This window comes from Rathayibacter sp. AY1C6, from assembly GCF_002931535.1.
GTDB lineage: Bacteria > Actinomycetota > Actinomycetes > Actinomycetales > Microbacteriaceae > Rathayibacter.
The window spans coordinates 17,173-34,947 of the sequence record NZ_PSWC01000023.1; the positions used below are offsets into that span (position 1 = coordinate 17,173).

Sequence of the window (17,775 nt, forward strand, 5' to 3'; positions counted from 1 at the left end):
CGGCACGCGCCGGAGGAGCGCCCGATCACGATCCGGGTTCAGCCGCGGAGCAGACGCTCCTGCTCGGCCGCCCGCGCCTCGATCGCCAGATCGGGCTGGTCGGCGAAGACGCCGTCCACTCCCGAGCGGAGGATCATCGCGAACTCCTCCTGCCAGCCGCCGTACTCCGCCGGGTCCTTCCCGCGGCGGTGCACCTTCTCGAGGAATCGGTTCTCGGCGCGCAGCGTCCAGCAGTAGACCTCGAGCCCGGCCGCGTGGGCGTCCTCGACGAGCGGACCGGTCCCCGTCGCCCGGCCGGCCGCGTCCCGCGAGAAGAGCATGCTCTTGTCGACGCTGATCCCGTCGACGGCTCCGGCGAGGTTCCGCAGTCCCGGCGGCGTGGTGAAGGCGGAGTAGGGGGCCGCGTCGGCGCCGTGGGCGGCCACGAGGTCGGGCGGGGCGCCCCGCGACTCGAGCAGGTAGATCCGGCGGGTGCCGACTCCGCTCACCGCGAGCCGCTCCAGCACGGTCTTCTCGAAGCTCTCGATCGTGAGCCGCGGGTCGCGCGGACCCCAGCCCGCGGCGGCGAGCTCCTCGCGAAGCAGCACATCCAGCGGCAGCCCGATCCTGGCGAAGTACGTCGCGTGCTTGATCTCGGCGACGAGCCCCGGCGGAGCGAGCGGATCGTCCTCCGCCGCCCGGTCCAGCAGCGCCAGCAGCTCGCTGAAGCGCAGCAGCGGGAACTGGCCGTCGAACGTGGCGCTGGAGCCGCGCACCGCCGGCAGCCGCTCGCGGGCCCGCAGCTCCGACAGCTCGTCCCAGGTGAAGTCCTCGGTGAACCAGCCGGTGATCTCGCGGCCGTCGATCCGCTTGGTGGTGCGGCGCGCAGCGAACTCCGGGCGCTTCTCGACGTCCGTCGTGCCGGAGATCTCGTTCTCGTGGCGGAGGACGAGCACGCCGTCGCGGGTCGCCACCAGATCGGGCTCGAGCGCATCGGCGCCCAGCGCGATCGCCAGCTCGTAGGCGGAGCGGGTGTGCTCCGGTCGGTAGCCGCTCGCTCCGCGGTGGCCGATGACGAGCGGTGACTGGCGCGCGGGCATGCCGCGATCCTACGGGCGGCTCTGCACGGCTCGCAGCGGAGTCGAGGTCCGCTCGAAGAGAACAGCCAGACTCTGAGAGGTGCTCTCAGATAAGGTGGTGTCCATCGTCGCAGTCCTCTCGGATCCGCGGCGCACCCCGCACCCACAGCGACTCAGATCCGCGAGTTCCCTCGGAGACCAGCGCACCTGAGAGAAGAGGAACCATGGCAAGCAACAATCCGGCCTTCGGACGCCCGGAGTTCAGCAACCGCGGCTACGCCGGCCGCGTGCAGGACCTCCCGGACGTCTCCCCCGGCACGCTCGACCAGATGTACTCCCGTCCGGCCGCCGGCTCCGTCGAGACCGACCGGATGACCGTCGAGGACACCCTCGCCAAGACCGCCCTCGCCTTCGTCGTGCTCCTCGCGGGTGCGGCCGTCGGCTGGTTCGTCCCGGGCCTGATGCTCCCCGCCGTGCTCGTCGCGCTGGTGCTGGGCATCGTCAACGCCTTCAAGAAGCAGCCGTCGCCCGCCCTGATCCTCGGCTACGCCGCGACCCAGGGCATCGCTGTCGGCGCGATCTCGAAGTTCTTCGAGAGCGCGTACGCCGGAGCGGTCGTCCAGGCCCTCATGGCGACCGTCATCGTGATCGGCGTCACCCTGGCGCTGTTCATGAACGGCAAGATCCGCACCTCGCCGAAGCTCAACAAGATCTTCTTCATCGGCATGATCAGCTACGCGGTGTTCTCGCTGGTGAACCTGGGCCTCGGCCTCTTCGGCGTCGGCGGCGGCTTCGGTCTCCGCACCGGCTTCATCGGCATCGTGATCGGCCTCATCGCCGTCGCGCTCGCCACGTACTCGCTCGTGATGGACTTCGAGTTCATCCAGCAGGGCGTGCGCAACCGCCTCCCCCGCATCTACGGCTGGACCGGCGCCTACGGCATCCTGGTCACCGTCGTCTGGATGTACCTGGAGATCCTACGCCTCGTCGCGATCTTCCGCGAGTAGCACGGCGCACCACGTCCGACGGGCGCTCGACCTCCGGGTCGGGCGCCCGTCGTCGTTCCCGGCCCCAGCGCCGTTCCCGGTGCACTGCCGGGAGCGCCTGGCACGATGGAGGGATGAGCGCCGCAGACTCCCGGATCGTCGGCCTCGACGTCGCACGCGGCCTGGCCGTCCTCGGCATGTTCGCCGCCCACCTCGCCCCCGTCGAGAGCGAGATGCTCTGGAACGGCCGCAGCTCCGTCCTCTTCGCCGTGCTGGCGGGAGTGTCGATCGGGCTGATGACGGGCGGCGCACAGCGCTCCTCGCGGCCCTGGCAGGACACGGGATCGATCCTGCTCCGCGGGCTGTACCTGCTCGTCATCGGCGTCGCCCTCACCCTGCTCGGGACGCCGATCGCGGTGATCCTGCCGCACTACGGGGTGATGTTCCTCGTCGCGGCGCTGCTGCTCTTCCTGCCGCGGGCGGTCCTCGCCCTGCTGGTCGCGGTCGCGGCGATCGCCGGGCCCCTCGCGGTCGACGCGCTGACGAGCGCCGGCGGCTCCTGGCTCTCGACCCTGTCGCCCGACGAGGCGCTCCTGGCCGCGCAGCCCCTCATCTGGCTCACCCAGTACTACCCGGTGCCGTCGTGGCTGGCGTACGTGGTACTCGGCCTCCTGATCGCGCGCTGCGACGTCCGGTCCGCGACCACCCAGCGCTGGGTCGTCGTCGGCGGCGCCGTCTCGGCCGTGCTCGGCTACGGCGGCGGGCTGCTGCTCGGGGGTCCGGAGGCGGTGGAGGCGCACGCCAGCACCACCGCCGAGCTCCTCGGGGCGGGCGGGGTCGCCTGCGTGGTCCTCGGCGCGCTGACAGCTCTGCTGCAGCGGCTGCCGCTCCTGGCACGGGCGGCGACTCCGATCGCGGCCGTCGGTGCGATGCCGCTGACGATCTACTCGCTGCAGCTCGTGGCGCTGGCGGTGTACCTGGTCCCGTACGAGCCGTTCGACTTCGAGGCGTGGCGCAGCTGGACGCTGCTCGGCGTCTTCGTGGTCGGCTCGATCGTCGCCGCTCTCCTCTGGAGGCGGCTCGTGGGGCAGGGCCCGCTGGAGTGGCTGCTCGCGCGCGCGTCGCTGCGGCCTCGGGGTCCGCGCGCGGCGCTGGGTTAGGGTGGCCGGATGATCACGCGTCGCGAGGCCGCTCAGCGCCTCGACATCCCCCTCGAGATGGCGACGCGGCACGGCATCCCCACCCGTCTGTCGGAGGAGGAGCTCGCCGCCCTCGAGCAGGATCCGCCCGCCTGGCTCGTCCAGTCGCGCGCGAACCGCACCGGCAGGCGTCCCGTGTGGGTGACCCTCGACTGCACCGTCTGCGGCCGCTCCGAGGCCGCCCGCCCGAAGAAGTGGTGGCCCGAGTTCACGTTCCTCGTCTGCGAGGACCACTCCCCCGCCTCCTGGCCGCACCACCCCGAGGGCCACCGCCGCGACGAGTACGACGGCATCGGCACCCGCTTCATCGGCGTGCTCGACACCCCCGCCTGACCCGCGCTCGCGAGCCTGCCGCCTGCACCTCGGCCCCCGGACCAGCGCCGACCCGCGTTCCCCGACCGCTCGGCAGGAGCTCGCTTCTCCGCCGGCACCCCAGGAACGTCCCCGCAGGGCCTCGTCCCGCTGACCGCCACTCGGAACGCCTCGCCAGGCACCGGTCAACCCCGACCGATCCCCCGGCCGAACCGCGGCCACCCGTTCCCTGAACAGCCACCTGAGCTCGTTCCCCGACCTGCATCCCGGGAACGGCCCCGCAGGGGCTCGTTCCCCTCTACCTGCACCCGGGAACGGCCCCGCAGGGGCTCGTTCCCCCACCCGCTCCCCTCAACAAGAAACGGCCCCCTTCGAAGGGAGCCGTTCCTGACGTTCCGCGGGTCTCCGCGCGGTCAGCTGCAAGGCGGAGAAGGGCGCGATACCGGAGGTATCGCAACCGCCGACAACGCCGCAGATGACCGTGCGGAGACCCGCGGAATCACTCCCACTCGATGGTGCCGGGGGGCTTGGACGTCACATCCAGCACCACCCGGTTCACGCCGCTCACCTCGTTGGTGATGCGGTTGGAGATTCTGGCGAGGAGGTCGTAGGGCAGGCGGGTCCAGTCGGCGGTCATCGCGTCTTCCGAGGAGACGGGGCGCAGGACGATGGGGTGGCCGTAGGTGCGGCCGTCGCCCTGGACTCCGACGGAGCGGACGTCGGCGAGGAGGACGACGGGGCACTGCCAGATCTCGGTGTCGAGGCCGGCGGCGGTGAGCTCGGCGCGGACGATGGCGTCGGCGTCCTGGAGGAGGTCGAGCCGCTCCTGGGTGACCTCGCCGACGATGCGGATGCCGAGGCCGGGTCCGGGGAAGGGCTGGCGGCCGACGATGACCTCGGGGAGGCCGAGCTCGCGGCCGATCGCGCGGACCTCGTCCTTGAAGAGGGTGCGGAGCGGCTCGACGAGGGCGAACTGCAGGTCCTCGGGGAGTCCGCCGACGTTGTGGTGGGACTTGATGTTGGCGGTGCCGGTCCCGCCGCCGGATTCGACGACGTCGGGGTAGAGCGTGCCCTGGACGAGGAAGTCGATCGTCTCGCCCTCGCCCTGCGCTTCGAGCACGAGCGCTTCGGCGGCGGCCTCGAAGGTGCGGATGAACTCGCGGCCGATGATCTTGCGCTTCTGCTCCGGGTCGCTGACGCCGGCGAGCGCGTCGAGGAACTGCTCGCGCGCGTCGACGGTGACCAGGCGGACGCCGGTCGCGGCGACGTAGTCCTCCTCGACCTGGCGGCGCTCGTCCTTGCGGAGGAGTCCGTGGTCGACGAAGACGCAGGTGAGCTGGTCGCCGATGGCACGGTGCACGATCGCAGCGGCGACGGCGGAGTCGACTCCGCCGGACAGGCCGCAGATGACGCGTCCGGTGCCGACCTGCTCGCGGATCACGGCGACCTGGTCGTCGATCACGTTGGAGGAGTTCCAGTCGGCCGGGATGCCCGCGGCGCGGTGGAGGAAGTTCTCGATGACGGCCTGGCCGTAGGCGGAGTGCTTGACCTCGGGGTGCCACTGCACGCCGTAGAGACGGCGCTCGTCGTTGCCGAAGGCGGCGACCGGGGTGGAGCTCGTGGAGGCGAGGACCTCGAAGCCCTCGGGCGCCTGTGCGACCGAGTCGCCGTGGCTCATCCACACCGTCTGGTCGGCGGGCTGCTCGCCGAGGAGCACGCCACCGTCGGTCGAGAGGGCGGCGTCCGTCGCTCCGTACTCGCGCAGCCCCGTGTTGGCGACCTCGCCGCCGAGCGTCTTCGCCATCACCTGGAAGCCGTAGCAGATGCCCAGGACCGGGACCCCGAGGTCGAAGATCGCGGGGTCGAGCTGCGGGGCACCCTCCTCGTACACGCTGGAGGGGCCGCCCGAGAGGATGATGCCGACGGGCGACTTCGCGGCGATCTCGGCGGCCGTGGCGTTGGAGGGCACGATCTCGGAGTAGACGTTCGCCTCGCGGACCCGGCGGGCGATCAGCTGCGCGTACTGCGCGCCGAAGTCGACGACGAGGACGGGCTGCGCGGCCAGGTGCGGCTGGGGAGCGGTGGGCTGCTCGCTAATGGGGGGCCTCCACGGAGTCGGTCGGGGTCTTCGGGTCGGTGCCGGCGGTCCGGCGCTCGAGGTACTGCTCGACCTCGCGGGCGATGCGGGTCTCGACGAAGAAGGAGAGGGTGGGCACCACGCCGCCGAGCGCGATGAGCACGAATCGCGTGAACGGCCAGCGCATGAGGCTCCACAGGCGGAAGTCGGCGAAGAGGTAGACGACGTAGAACCAGCCGTGCGCGATCAGGATGCCGGTGGACAGGTTCGCGCCGGTGCCGCTCGACGTGAACTCGCCTCCGGGCACCTCGTACATCGGGGCGAAGTGCAGGACGCCCTGCTGGCCGAAGGCGAACAGCTCGAGGTGGAAGACGTACTTGAGCAGCATCTCCGCGCAGAGCAGGAGCAGCATCACGCCGGTGATGATCGAGGTCACCCGGTAGAAGCGCAGCGCGCTCCGGATCGCAGGGAACTGCGCGGGCTTGGGCTCGAGGGGCATGACGACCAGTTTACGGTGCGGGGGCGGGGGCCTCGGCCCGGTCGCCCAGGTCGGCGCGGGCGCGCTCCTCGGCGTCGAGCGCCTCCTCGGCCTCGCGCTCCCACGCGTCCTTGACGAGGCGGAACCAGAGGTAGAGGGCGAAGCCGGCGAAGACGACCCACTCGATCGCGTAGAAGACGTTGAGCCAGTTCAGCGAGACGTCGCTCACGCGCGCCGGGGAGTCGATGGCCTCGAGGCCGGCGACCGGCTCGTCGACGACGACGTAGCCCTGGTAGACGTCCTGCGGCGGGTCCGGCCAGCGGTTGATCAGCGCGGGGACGGAGAGCGCGGTGAGGGTGGCGGGGTCCAGGCCCTCCGCCGGCGCCTCCGCGGCCTCGTTGGCCACGAGGCGGCCGATGAAGGAGGAGGGCGCCTGCTCGCTCCCGCTGTTGAGCGCGTCCGCGACGGACTGCGCCTGCGCTTCGTCCTGCGTCCAGCCGTAGGCGAGCACCAGATCGGCGTCGGCGGTGCGGGTACGGGCGATGACCCACCAGCCCGGCTGCTCGCCGTTCAGGCGGCCGCCGAGGATCTCGGCACCGCCCGGCACGAAGACGGACGAGCCCTCCACGCGCTGTCCGTCGGCGGTCGCCGTGATCGAGCGGGAGGGGGTCGCGACCTCGGCGAGCGGGAGCGTCGTCTCCGACACTCCGGAGTCGGGCGCGGCGGCTTCGACCGCGCGGCCGACCTGCCACTGCCCGAGCGCGGCGAAGAGCCCGGCGATCAGGAGTGCGAGCGCCAGCGCGGCGATCCAGCGCGGGCGCCGGGCCACCTGCCCGACCGTGCTCTGCGTCATTCGTCCCTCGTCCGCCCTCGATCCGTGCGGTGTCCCGCGGGCCGGATCGAGCCTAACCCGTGAGTGTGGGAGCTCCGTGGGATCAGTAGTCGGGCTCCCTCGGGCGGCGGGGCCGGGCGTCGTCGGCGCCGTCGGACTGCTGCATCGCCTGGTCGATGAGCGCCTGGCGCATCGGATCGGGGAACTCGTCGTCGAGCTCGTCCGGCTCCGCGGGGCGCCTCGGAGGAGCGGGGGCCTCCTCCGCGGAGACGGCGGGCGCGGCCATCGCCGCCTCCACGAGCGCGAAGTCCTCCTCGTCCATGGCCGTGGCCGCTGCGGGTGCCGGGCGGTGCCGCCGCCGCGAGAGGAACGCGCCGATGCTCTCGGAGCGCGAGGCGAGGATCGGCCCGACGATCGCCATGATCAGCACGTAGAGGCCGGCGAAGGGCTGGATCCGCTCGTCGAGCCCCGCCGAGAGCGAGAGCGTCGCCAGGATGAGCGCGAACTCGCCGCGGTTGTGCAGGATGAACGCCGCGTTCAGGCCCGCGCGCGGTCCGAGCTTGTTGAGCCACGCGACGAACTGCCCCGCGCCGAGGTTGAGGACGATGGTCATCACCGCGGCGATCAGCACCGGGACCACGACGCTCGGGAACGCGCCGGGATCCAGCCCGAGACCGAAGTTGACGAAGAAGAACGCGCCGAACACGTCGCGCAGCGGGATCGCGATGTGCTCGACCCTCGACCGGAACCGCGTCGCTCCGATGACCAGTCCGATCAGGAACGCGCCGATGGCGTCCGTCACTCCGAGGACCTCGCCGATGCCGCCGAACAGGATGGCGAGACCGAAGAACAGGATCGTGAACAGCTCGTCGTCGCGAGTGCGGAAGAAGCGGGAGACGACCTTCCCGCCCCAGCGGGCGATCGCGAACATCACCACGAGGAACGCGAACGCGATGACGAGCTTGAGCACCACCGGCCACGGCTCCGTCTCGCCCGAGAGCACGACGGACACGATCGCCAGGTAGACCGCGATGAAGATGTCCTCGACGACCGTGACGCCCAGGATCATCGGCGTCTCGGGGTTCGCCAGGCGCTTGAGCTCGATCAGCAGCTTGGTGACGATCGCGCTCGAGCTCGTCGCCGTGATGCCGGCGATGATCAGCGCCTCGCGGCTCCCCCAGCCCAGCGCGAAGCCGAAGCCGAGGCCGACGGCCATGTTGACCGCGATGTAGGAGCCGCCGGAGAGGATCAGGCGGCCGGCGTTCCCGAAGAACTCGTCCTGGTCGAACTCCAGGCCGAGGTTGAACAGCAGGAGTATCAGCCCGAAGACCGCGGTCAGCTCGATGTAGCTCGACTCGAAGTCGAGCGGGAAGAGGTGGAAGTTCGGGCTCGCGAGGAGCCCGACGACCATGTAGATCGGGATGGCCGGGAGCCCGATCGTCCTCCCCAGCCGGCCGAGGACGTAGGCGACGACGAACAGGACGCCGAGGACGATGAGGTCTTCGCCGTGGTGCATCCTCAGGCTCCGGGCGGGGCGTCGACCGTCTTGGCGAAGCTGCCGGTGCGGAAGAACGCGAACGCCTTGGCGACCTTCTCGGGGCTGCCGGCGACCACGAGGGTGTCGCCGGGGAAGACGCGGAAGTCGGGGGCCGGCGCCGGATTGGCGGCGTCGCCCCGGACCACGGCGACGACGGTCAGCCCGACGATCCCGCGGTCGGCGGGCTTGCCGAGCTGCTGTCCGGCGATGTGGTCGTCGTAGTCCACGGTGAACCAGTCGATCGAGAGGCCCGGGATCTGGTCGAGCGCGGTCAGCGACTCCGTGATCTGCGTGCCGCCGAGCAGCTCGGCGAGGGTGTGCGCCTCGTCGTCGCTCAGGCGGAGCGACACCTTGGCGCCGTCCTGGTCGCCCTCGGCGAACGTGATCAGGTCGCTGTGGCCGGAGCGGTGGGCGATGACCCCGACCTTGCCGCCGTCGGCCGTCAGGAACGTGTGCAGAACGCCGACACCGGGCAGTTTGACCCTGCGGACCTCGACCATGCGTGCTCCCTCCGCGCCGTGCGGCGCTCCCACTCGGGACTTCCAGCTTAGGCGCGTGCGGAGCCCTCCTGCCGAGGGAACCCCGACCCGTCGAGGGATCCCGCAGTTTCCCGGCGGCCTCGGCGGTCCTGCGTCCCTCGCTGTCCACAGGGGGTGGGGGGAGTCTCCACAGGAGGAGCGGAGGGAGGGAAAGGGGGGCGGAAGCGTGCAGTGGGGATCTATCGAGGCGGGGCGTGAGGCCGGTCGGACGAGTCCGTGCGGCTGCGCCGCGGTACGCGCGGACCGGCGAGTGGGCGGGGGCCTCCGCGGACGAGCGGCAGCGGGCGCGGATCGACGCCGTGGCCGCGACCTGGAGCGCGCCCTTCGTCCTCCGCGAGTCGGCGGCGGCGGCGGCGGTCCGGGACGCCCCTTGGTCGAGCCTCTTGCGGAGACCGTGCATGTCGAGGGGCGACGGACCCGGGCAGCCGGACGTGGAACGGCGTCGCGGAGCGCGCGTCCGCCCTCACCCGCACTGATCGACGGACTCGCCGTCTCGGATCTCGCGCAGACCACCGTCGATCCGAACCGACCCGGCGTTCCTCGGGGGCCGCTCGCCCGAGCTCGTGCTTCTCGCCGAGAAGCGCCGGGAAGACCGGATCCGCGCGCGCGGGTCCGCAGCGTCGTCCGCCGGGCTGGCGCGAGGCCTACGACGCCAGCCCGTCCGGCCGACCCGCGCCGGCGTCCGCCGCGTCCAGGGACCCCCGGGCCGTCGAGGGAGCCCGCTGTTCGCGGCGGCCTCGACGGTCAGGATCGCCTCGGTCGGTGAGCGTCAGCTGGGCTGGTACGGCGCGACGACGACCTCGACCCGCTGGAACTCCTTGAGGTCGGAGTAGCCGGTCGTCGCCATCGAGCGGCGCAGGGCGCCGATGAGATTCGCCGTGCCGTCGGCGCCGGTTGCCGGGCCGTAGAGGACCTGCTCGAGGGTGCCGACGGTGCCGACCTCGACGCGGCGGCCGCGCGGCAGCTGCGGGTGGTGCGCCTCCGCGCCCCAGTGCCAGCCCCCGCCGGGAGCGTCGGTCGCGCGGGCCAGCGCCGAGCCGAGCATCACGGCGTCCGCGCCCACCGCGACGGCCTTCACGATGTCGCCGGAGGTGCCGAGGCCGCCGTCCGCGATGACGTGCACGTAGCGTCCGCCCGACTCGTCGAGGTAGTCGCGGCGAGCGCCGGCGACATCGGCGACCGCGGTCGCCATCGGAGCCTGGATGCCGAGCGTCGTGCGGGTGGTGGAGGCGGCACCGCCGCCGAACCCGACGAGGACGCCCGCGGCGCCCGTGCGCATGAGGTGCAGGGCCGCGGTGTAGGTGGAGGCGCCGCCGACGATGACGGGCACGTCGAGCTCGTAGATGAACTTCTTGAGGTTCAGCGGCTCGGTGTCGCGCGAGACGTGCTCGGCCGAGACGGTCGTGCCGCGGATGACGAACACGTCGACCCCGGCGTCGACGACGGTCTGGTACAGCTCCGCGGTCCGCTGGGGCGACAGGGCCCCGGCGACGGTCACGCCCGCGGCGCGGATCTCGGCCAGGCGCGCGGTCACCAGCTCGGGGCGGATCGGAGCGGAGTAGATCTCCTGCATCCGCTGCGTCGCGGTCTCGGCCGGAAGCCGACGGATCTCCTCGAGCAGCGGCTCCGGGTCCTCGTACCGCGTCCACAGACCCTCGAGGTCGAGGACGCCCAGCGCCCCCAGATGCCCGAGCCGGATCGCCGTCGCCGGCGACACCACCGAGTCCATCGGCGCGGCGAGGATCGGCGTCGCGAACTGGTACGCGTCGATCGACCACTTCACCGACACGACCTCGGGGTCGCGCGTCCGGCGGCTCGGGACGACGGCGATGTCGTCGAAGGCGTACGCGCGGCGGGCGCGCTTGGCGCGCCCGATCTCGATCTCCATGACGCAGAGTTTACTGTGGCTCGCTCCTCGCTCCGCTCGTCGCTCGCCCGCGGTCGGCCCGAGCGGGCGGTCGCGTTCCCAAGAGCGTCCCGCGTCCGCGCTACGACGATCCGCTCGCACGCGGATCGCCGGTCACCGCTGAGCGGTATCAGCCGTGGCTCGCTCCTCGCTCCGCTCGCCGCTCGCCCGCGGTCGGCCCGAGCGGGCGGTCGCGTTCCGCAGAGCGTCACGCGTCCGCGCTACGCCGATCCGCTGGAAAGCGGATCGCTTGCTTCCGCTCCCACCGGGCTCCACACCAGGCCGCGATCGACGCGAGCGGGCGCACACCACCAGCAGGTGAAGCCTGCGCGGCCGCGACGACGACTTGCTGGGACACGGGACGCCAGTCCCCACTCCGTCGCGCTCACGCGGTGAGGCACGACCACTCCCCCGCATGCGGAAAGGCGGAGGCCCTCCCCCCGCAGTCGCGGCGGCGCCCCGCGCCGCTCGCGCTGCGTCCCCCGCCCCTCAGCCGAGAATCGGTGCTCGTCTCCCGGAGGGAGGCGGCGGATCGGGATCCCGGCCCCTCCGGCGTGGTGGGCGTATGGGCCGCAGGCCCATCGGGCAGAGGGGCCGCGATCCCGATCCGCCGCCGGCCCCCACCAGACCCCTCAGCGCCGGTAGTTCGGCGCCTCCACCACCATCTGCACATCGTGCGGGTGCGACTCCTTCAGCCCGGCCGCCGTGATGCGCACGAACTTCCCGCGCTCCTTCAGCTCGGGGATGGTGCGCGCTCCGACGTAGAACATCGACTGGCGGAGCCCGCCGGCGAGCTGGTACGCCACGTTCGCGAGCGGGCCGCGGTAGGGCACCTGGCCCTCGATGCCCTCGGCGATCAGCTTGTCGTCGGTGGGCACGTCCGACTGGAAGTAGCGGTCCTTCGAGTAGGAGGTCCGCTCGCCGCGGGTCTGCAGGGCGCCGAGGGAGCCCATGCCGCGGTAGGTCTTGAACTGCTTGCCGTTCTGGAACACGAGGTCGCCGGGGCTCTCCTCGCAGCCCGCGAGGAGCGAGCCGAGCATCACGGTGTCGGCGCCGGCGACGAGCGCCTTGGCGATGTCGCCGGAGTACTGGAGGCCGCCGTCGGCGATCACCGGCACGCCGGACTCGCGCGCGGCGAGGGACGCCTCGTAGACCGCGGTGACCTGCGGGACTCCGACGCCGGCGACGACGCGGGTGGTGCAGATCGAGCCGGGGCCGACGCCGACCTTGATGGCGTCGGCGCCCGCGTCGACGAGGGCCTGCGCCCCGGAGCGGGTCGCGACGTTGCCGCCGATGACGTCGACGCCGGCGAACGCGGAGTCGGACTTCAGGCGGCGGATGATGTCGAGCACGCCGGCGGAGTCGCCGTTGGCGGTGTCGACGACGATCACGTCGACTCCCGCGTCGAGCAGGGCGGTGGCGCGCTGCCAGGCGTCGCCGAAGAAGCCGATCGCGGCGCCGACCCGGAGGCGGCCCTCGTCGTCCTTCGTGGCGTTGGGGTACTGCTCCGACTTGTCGAAGTCCTTGACCGTGATGAGGCCGGCGAGCTTGCCCTGCGCGTCGACGAGCGGCAGCTTCTCGATCTTGTGCTGCGCGAAGAGGGCGATGACCTCGCTGTCGGGGATGCCGACGCGGCCCGTGATCAGGCCGGTGCTGGTCATCACGTCGCGGACGAGCGTGGTCGCCTTCTCGAACGGCGAGACGAAGCGCATGTCGCGGTTGGTGATGATGCCCACGAGCACGCCGGTGGAGTCGACGACGGGGAGGCCGCTGATCCGGTACTGGCCGCAGAGGTCGTCCACCTGGGCGACGGTGGCGTCCGGGGTGGTGGTGACGGGGTTCGAGACCATGCCCGACTCGCTCCGCTTCACCCGGTCGACCTGGTCGGCCTGGTCGGCGATGGAGAGGTTGCGGTGCAGGACGCCGAAGCCGCCCTGGCGGGCCATCGCGATCGCCATGCGCGCCTCGGTGACGGTGTCCATCGCCGCGGAGAGCAGCGGGGTCGCCACGCTGATGCGCTTGGTGAGACGGGAGGCCGTGTCGGCCTCGCTCGGGATGACGTCGGTGTGCCCCGGAAGGAGCATGACGTCGTCGTAGGTGAGTCCGAGGAATCCGAAGGGATCCGGCTGGTCCATCAATGCCCCTTAGCAGGTCGAGTGCGGGAGCCCGGAGAGGACGGGAGGAGTCCGCTCACGAGCGCCACGGTTGTTCGATCTTAAGCGCCGCAGGGCCCGCGGTATTCCTCGACGGCGCGGCCGCCGGGCCGCGGATGGGCGCTGGAGCGCTCTCCTCTCCCTCATAATGTCGTCACGCGTAAGTGCGGACGGTGAAACACCGCCGACACATGCGGAACGTATGGTCAACCAACGTTGTTTGACGACGGCGATTCGGGCGTGCCCGGAGACCCCATCCGTCTGTGCACCCTGACGAGAGGTAGACGTCTTGCTCACAGCCAGCCGTTCGATGCGCCGCCAGCGCTCGACGACCCTGCATCCGACGGACCGGGAGGCGCCCCGTGGATAGGAGACGCCCGAGGCTCCGAGACCGGCTCCTGGCCCTGGGTCTGCTCGCCGCGACCCTCACCGGGATCGCCGCGGCGGCCCCTGCCGCACTCGCCGCCACCACCGCCGACCAGTCGATCATCGCCTGGGTCCGCGTGCAGGGGACGAACGAGAACCTGACGGGGGTGACCGTCGAGATCGGCGGCGACGCCTCCGCGACCGTGACCACCGGCGAGGACGGCCGGGCCACGTTCCCCCTCGACGCCGCGGGCACCTACACGGTGACCGTCGACGAGGAGTCCCTGCCCGCCGACAAGGGCTACCCCGCCGCGGGTCAGAACCCGAAGCAGGTGAAGATCGTCGCCTCGCAGAACCAGATCGTGAACTTCATCGTCTCGACGGCCAACCCGAAGGGCTCCGGAGCGACCGTCCCGGTCCCGACGGACTCCGCGGCTCCGACGAGCCCCGCGACCGAGGGCACGACCGGCAACGACGCGACGAACCCCGACGGCACGTCCAATGCGGTGAACCAGCCGGTGTCGGCCGACACGTTCTGGATCATCTTCTGGCCGAAGGTCGTCACCGGCCTGATCTTCGGGCTCCTGATCGCCCTCGCGGCGATCGGCGCCTCGCTGATCTACGGCGTGACCGGCCTGAACAACTTCGCCCACGGCGAGCTGGTCACCTTCGGCGCGCTGATGGCGTACCTCTTCTCCGGGGTCTTCGGACTCCCGGCGCTGCTGGCCATCCCGATCGCGGTGATCCTCGGCGGGGCCTTCGGCTTCGTCCAGGACGGACTGCTCTGGAAGCCGCTGCGGAAGAAGGGCATCCAGCTCATCCCGCTGATGATCGTGACGATCGGCCTCTCGCTGGCCCTGCGCTACGTGTTCGTCTTCTTCTTCGGAGCCGACCGGCTCTCGCTCCCCAACAGCACCGCTCCGTTCTTCACGGTGCCGGAGCTCGGGATCAGCCTGAAGTTCACCGACATCGTCGGCGCCGTCGTCGGCGTCGTCTGCATCGTCGCCGTGGCCTACGTCCTCACGAAGACGAAGATCGGCAAGGCGATGCGGGCGGTCTCGGACAACCGGGCCCTCGCCTCCGCCTCGGGCATCAACGTCGAGCGCGTCATCCGCGTCGTCTGGGTGATGTCGGGCGCTCTCGCCGCGCTGGCGGGCGTCTACATCGGCTACTACCAGTCGCTGCGCTGGGACACGGGAGCGTCGATCCTGCTGCTGATCTTCGCGGCGATCACGCTCGGCGGACTCGGCTCCGCCTACGGCGCGCTGGTCGGCTCGCTCATCATCGGACTGATGATGAACATCTCGACGATCTGGATCCCGGAGAACCTCAAGTACGTGGCTCCGCTCGTTCTCATGATCATCATCCTCCTGGTCAGGCCGCAGGGAATCCTGGGCCGCAAGGAACGGATCGGCTAGGACACCATGAACCTCAACTTCATCTGGCTGGCGATCGGGCAGATCGTCGATCCCACTGTCGCCGCGTACGCGCTGGCGACCATCGGCCTGGTCATCCACTTCGGATTCACGGGGCTGCTCAACTTCGGACAGGCCGGCTTCATGGCAGTGGGCGGCTACGCCTTCGCCATCACCTCGGTCAAGTTCGAATGGCCCGTCTGGGGCTCCTTCCTCGCGACGATCGTCGCGGCGACCGTCTTCGCGCTCATCCTGGGCATCCCGACGCTGCGGCTGCGGGCCGACTACCTCTCGATCGTCACGATCGCGGCGGCGGAGATCATCCGGCTCTCGGTCAAGACCCCCGAGTTCTCGGCGATCACCGGCGGCTCGGAGGGCATCAACGGCGCGGCGAAGGCGTTCAACGACCTCAACCCGCTGCCCGAGGGCCGCTGGGGCATCGGCGTGCTCACCTACAGCCAGGACCAGTGGTGGGTGCGGATCGTCGGCTGGGGCCTCGTGCTCCTGGCCTGCCTCCTGGTGTTCCTCCTGATGCGCAGCCCCTGGGGCCGCGTCATCAAGGGCATCCGCGAGGACGAGGACGCCGTGCGCTCGCTCGGCAAGAACGTCTTCTCGTACAAGATCCAGGCGCTCATCCTGGGCGGCGTGCTCGGAGGCCTCGCAGGAGCGCTGTTCATCCTCCCCCGCTCGCTCCAGCCCGACAACTACGGCACCCAGCTCACGTTCTTCCTCTACACGATCATGCTGCTGGGCGGCGCCGCGACGGTCTTCGGACCCGTCGTCGGCTCGATCATCTTCTGGGTCGTCCTCGGTCTGACCGACGGACTGCTCACGCTCGGGATCGACACCGGGGTCCTCAACAACGACCTCATCCGCCTCACCACCGTGCAGACCGGACCCATCCGGTTCATCGTGGTGGGGGTAGCCCTCATGCTCCTGGTGATCTTCAGACCCCAGGGGATCTTCGGCAAGAAGAAGGATCTGCACTTTGCCTAAGACGCCGGTCTCGGACATCACCGAGGAAGCAATCGTCCCCGGGGTCAGGAAGAAGGACCCCATCGTCGTCGCCGACAACGTCAGCCGCCGCTTCGGCGGCCTGACCGCGGTCGACGTCGAGCACCTCGAGATCCCCCGCGGATCCATCACCGCCCTGATCGGCCCGAACGGGGCCGGCAAGACCACGTTCTTCAACCTGCTGACGGGCTTCGACAAGCCCAACACCGGCAAGTGGAACTTCAAGGGCAAGAACCTCGCCAACGTCCCGGCCTACCGGGTGTCGCGGATGGGCATGGTGCGCACGTTCCAGCTCACCAAGGCGCTCGGCGGCATGACAGTGCTCGAGAACATGCTGCTCGGCGCGAAGGGGCAGAAGGGCGAGAACATCTTCACCTCGCTCATCCGCCCGCTGTGGTCGAAGGAGGAGGACTCGATCGAGCAGCGCGCGATCCGCCTGCTCGAGAAGTTCAAGCTGGACACCAAGCGGGACGACTACGCGTCGAGCCTGTCGGGCGGCCAGAAGAAGCTGCTCGAGATGGCGCGGGCGCTGATGTCGGAGCCCGAGCTCGTCATGCTCGACGAGCCGATGGCCGGCGTGAACCCGGCGCTGACGCAGTCGCTCCTCGGTCACATCGTGAACCTGAAGGACGAGGGCATGACCGTGCTCTTCGTCGAGCACGACATGCACATGGTCAACACGATCGCCGACTGGGTGATCGTGATGGCCGAGGGCAAGGTCGTCGCCGAGGGCCCGCCCTCGACCGTGATGAACGACCCGGCCGTCATCGACGCGTACCTCGGCGCGCACCACGACACCGACCTGGGCACGATCGAGGGCCAGCTCGAGATCGCCGAGGAGATGGACTCCGACCTCGTCCGCGAGGACGTGGAGCGGCAGGCGGATAAGGCCGGCATCCCGACGCCCGGCCACGACGCTCCGGCGGCCGGAACGGCGTCCCCGTCGGCCTCCGCGCCGACGAGCGTCGCCCCGACGACCGACGCCCCGGCCGTCGAATTCGAGAAGGACGAGAGATGACCGCCGACACGACGACTCCGAACACCCTCGAGACGCACGATCTGCACGCGGGCTACGTGCCGGGGGTCAACATCCTCAACGGCTCGAACGTCTACGTGAAGCGCGGCGAGCTCGTCGGGATCATCGGCCCGAACGGTGCAGGCAAGTCGACGCTGCTGAAGGCGATGTTCGGCCTGGTCAACATCCGCCAGGGCACCGTCCTGCTGAACGGCGAGGACATCACCGGCCTCAAGGCCGACAAGCTGGTGTCCAAGGGCGTGGGCTTCGTGCCGCAGAACAACAACGTCTTCCCGTCGCTCACCATCGAGGAGAACCTCGAGATGGGCATGTACCAGAAGCCGAAGCTGTACAAGGAGCGGCTCGAGTTCGTCACCGAGCTCTTCCCGGAGCTCAGCAAGCGGCTCAAGCAGCGCTCGGGGTCGCTCTCGGGCGGTGAGCGCCAGATGGTGGCGATGTCGCGGGCTCTGATGATGGACCCGTCGATGCTGCTGCTCGACGAGCCCAGCGCCGGCCTGTCCCCGATGCGGCAGGACGAGACGTTCGTCAACGTGCAGCGGATCAACCGCGCGGGCGTCTCGATCATGATCGTCGAGCAGAACGCGCGGCGGGCGCTGCAGATCTGCGACCGCGGCTACGTCCTCGATCAGGGCCGCGACGCCTACGAGGGCGCGGGCCGGGAGCTGATGAACGACCCCAAGGTCATCGAGCTCTACCTGGGCACGCTCGCGACGACCAACGAGGTCACCACGAGCACCCCGACCGTCGGCGGCTGATCCCCGCTGCGAAGGGCCCGTCGTCTCCGGACGGCGGGCCCTTCGCAGCGGGGATCAGCCGCCGACGGTCGGGGTGCTCGTGGTGACCTCGTTGGTCGTCGCGAGCGTGCCC

15 protein-coding genes are annotated in these 17,775 nt (G+C 70.7%); 7 read left to right on the forward strand and 8 right to left on the reverse strand.

Annotated elements, in window-relative coordinates; genetic code table 11:
* Positions 1 to 38 precede the first annotated feature (38 nt).
* Positions 39 to 1,079, reverse strand: coding sequence for a glycerophosphodiester phosphodiesterase family protein (locus tag C5D36_RS13345; protein ID WP_104267786.1), 1,041 nt, complete (start codon positions 1,077 to 1,079; stop codon positions 39 to 41).
* Positions 1,080 to 1,282: 203 nt separating this feature from the next.
* Between C5D36_RS13345 and C5D36_RS13350 the strand changes: the two genes are divergently transcribed.
* From C5D36_RS13350 to C5D36_RS13360, 3 genes are all read left to right on the forward strand, one after another.
* Complete coding sequence (locus C5D36_RS13350; RefSeq protein WP_104224741.1) at positions 1,283 to 2,065, forward strand: Bax inhibitor-1/YccA family protein; 783 nt, start codon at positions 1,283 to 1,285, stop codon at positions 2,063 to 2,065.
* A 113-nt stretch (positions 2,066 to 2,178) separates the two neighbouring features.
* The gene (locus C5D36_RS13355; protein WP_104267787.1) at positions 2,179 to 3,204 is read left to right on the forward strand and encodes a DUF418 domain-containing protein; all 1,026 of its coding nucleotides are present in this window, start codon (positions 2,179 to 2,181) and stop codon (positions 3,202 to 3,204) included.
* Positions 3,205 to 3,213: 9 nt separating this feature from the next.
* Positions 3,214 to 3,576: a DUF5997 family protein gene (locus C5D36_RS13360; RefSeq protein ID WP_104267788.1), complete on the forward strand. Its 363-nt coding sequence runs from the start codon at positions 3,214 to 3,216 to the stop codon at positions 3,574 to 3,576.
* Positions 3,577 to 4,054: 478 nt separating this feature from the next.
* Here the strand turns inward: C5D36_RS13360 and guaA are convergent, their stop codons facing one another.
* The 7 genes from guaA to guaB form a co-directional block, all read right to left on the reverse strand.
* Complete coding sequence (gene guaA / locus C5D36_RS13365; protein WP_104227304.1) at positions 4,055 to 5,620, reverse strand: glutamine-hydrolyzing GMP synthase; 1,566 nt, start codon at positions 5,618 to 5,620, stop codon at positions 4,055 to 4,057.
* A gap of 28 nt (positions 5,621 to 5,648) precedes the next feature.
* Complete coding sequence (locus C5D36_RS13370) at positions 5,649 to 6,131, reverse strand: DUF3817 domain-containing protein (protein WP_104234169.1); 483 nt, start codon at positions 6,129 to 6,131, stop codon at positions 5,649 to 5,651.
* A 10-nt stretch (positions 6,132 to 6,141) separates the two neighbouring features.
* On the reverse strand, positions 6,142 to 6,963 hold the full coding sequence (locus C5D36_RS13375; RefSeq protein ID WP_104292891.1) for an SURF1 family cytochrome oxidase biogenesis protein: 822 nt from the start codon (positions 6,961 to 6,963) through the stop codon (positions 6,142 to 6,144).
* A gap of 82 nt (positions 6,964 to 7,045) precedes the next feature.
* A complete protein-coding gene (locus C5D36_RS13380) occupies positions 7,046 to 8,458 on the reverse strand; it encodes a cation:proton antiporter (protein WP_104234167.1) in 1,413 nt (470 codons plus the stop codon).
* A 2-nt stretch (positions 8,459 to 8,460) separates the two neighbouring features.
* A complete protein-coding gene (locus C5D36_RS13385; RefSeq protein WP_068256939.1) occupies positions 8,461 to 8,979 on the reverse strand; it encodes a cation:proton antiporter regulatory subunit in 519 nt (172 codons plus the stop codon).
* An 808-nt stretch (positions 8,980 to 9,787) separates the two neighbouring features.
* A complete protein-coding gene (locus C5D36_RS13390; protein ID WP_104224734.1) occupies positions 9,788 to 10,906 on the reverse strand; it encodes a GuaB3 family IMP dehydrogenase-related protein in 1,119 nt (372 codons plus the stop codon).
* Between the two features lie 650 nt (positions 10,907 to 11,556).
* Positions 11,557 to 13,059 (reverse strand): IMP dehydrogenase, encoded by a 1,503-nt coding sequence (gene guaB / locus C5D36_RS13395; protein ID WP_104256107.1) that lies wholly within the window; start codon positions 13,057 to 13,059, stop codon positions 11,557 to 11,559.
* Positions 13,060 to 13,439: 380 nt separating this feature from the next.
* Here guaB and C5D36_RS13400 point away from each other — a divergent pair, with 380 nt between their 5' ends.
* The 4 genes from C5D36_RS13400 to C5D36_RS13415 are packed head-to-tail and all read left to right on the forward strand — an operon-like array spanning position 13,440 to position 17,663.
* Positions 13,440 to 14,861, forward strand: a complete 1,422-nt coding sequence (locus tag C5D36_RS13400; protein WP_104224732.1) for a branched-chain amino acid ABC transporter permease — start codon at positions 13,440 to 13,442, stop codon at positions 14,859 to 14,861.
* Between the two features lie 6 nt (positions 14,862 to 14,867).
* Complete coding sequence (locus C5D36_RS13405) at positions 14,868 to 15,854, forward strand: branched-chain amino acid ABC transporter permease (RefSeq protein WP_104224731.1); 987 nt, start codon at positions 14,868 to 14,870, stop codon at positions 15,852 to 15,854.
* Entirely contained in the window at positions 15,847 to 16,890 is a 1,044-nt protein-coding gene (locus C5D36_RS13410) for an ABC transporter ATP-binding protein (protein WP_104234165.1), read from the forward strand. The genes C5D36_RS13405 and C5D36_RS13410 overlap by 8 nt, the downstream gene beginning before the upstream one ends.
* Complete coding sequence (locus C5D36_RS13415) at positions 16,887 to 17,663, forward strand: ABC transporter ATP-binding protein (RefSeq protein ID WP_104224729.1); 777 nt, start codon at positions 16,887 to 16,889, stop codon at positions 17,661 to 17,663. The genes C5D36_RS13410 and C5D36_RS13415 overlap by 4 nt, the downstream gene beginning before the upstream one ends.
* The last annotated feature ends 112 nt before the right edge of the window (positions 17,664 to 17,775 follow it).

Coding starts and splice junctions, on each gene's coding strand:
- C5D36_RS13380 (WP_104234167.1), bottom strand. CDS start 8,458: ATGCACCACGGCGAAGACCTCATCGTCCTCGGCGTCCTGTTCGTCGTC.
- C5D36_RS13370 (WP_104234169.1), bottom strand. CDS start 6,131: ATGCCCCTCGAGCCCAAGCCCGCGCAGTTCCCTGCGATCCGGAGCGCG.
- C5D36_RS13360 (WP_104267788.1), top strand. CDS start 3,214: ATGATCACGCGTCGCGAGGCCGCTCAGCGCCTCGACATCCCCCTCGAG.
- C5D36_RS13415 (WP_104224729.1), top strand. CDS start 16,887: ATGACCGCCGACACGACGACTCCGAACACCCTCGAGACGCACGATCTG.
- C5D36_RS13345 (WP_104267786.1), bottom strand. CDS start 1,079: ATGCCCGCGCGCCAGTCACCGCTCGTCATCGGCCACCGCGGAGCGAGC.
- C5D36_RS13375 (WP_104292891.1), bottom strand. CDS start 6,963: ATGACGCAGAGCACGGTCGGGCAGGTGGCCCGGCGCCCGCGCTGGATC.
- C5D36_RS13390 (WP_104224734.1), bottom strand. CDS start 10,906: ATGGAGATCGAGATCGGGCGCGCCAAGCGCGCCCGCCGCGCGTACGCC.
- C5D36_RS13385 (WP_068256939.1), bottom strand. CDS start 8,979: ATGGTCGAGGTCCGCAGGGTCAAACTGCCCGGTGTCGGCGTTCTGCAC.
- guaB (WP_104256107.1), bottom strand. CDS start 13,059: ATGGACCAGCCGGATCCCTTCGGATTCCTCGGACTCACCTACGACGAC.
- C5D36_RS13355 (WP_104267787.1), top strand. CDS start 2,179: ATGAGCGCCGCAGACTCCCGGATCGTCGGCCTCGACGTCGCACGCGGC.
- C5D36_RS13405 (WP_104224731.1), top strand. CDS start 14,868: ATGAACCTCAACTTCATCTGGCTGGCGATCGGGCAGATCGTCGATCCC.
- C5D36_RS13350 (WP_104224741.1), top strand. CDS start 1,283: ATGGCAAGCAACAATCCGGCCTTCGGACGCCCGGAGTTCAGCAACCGC.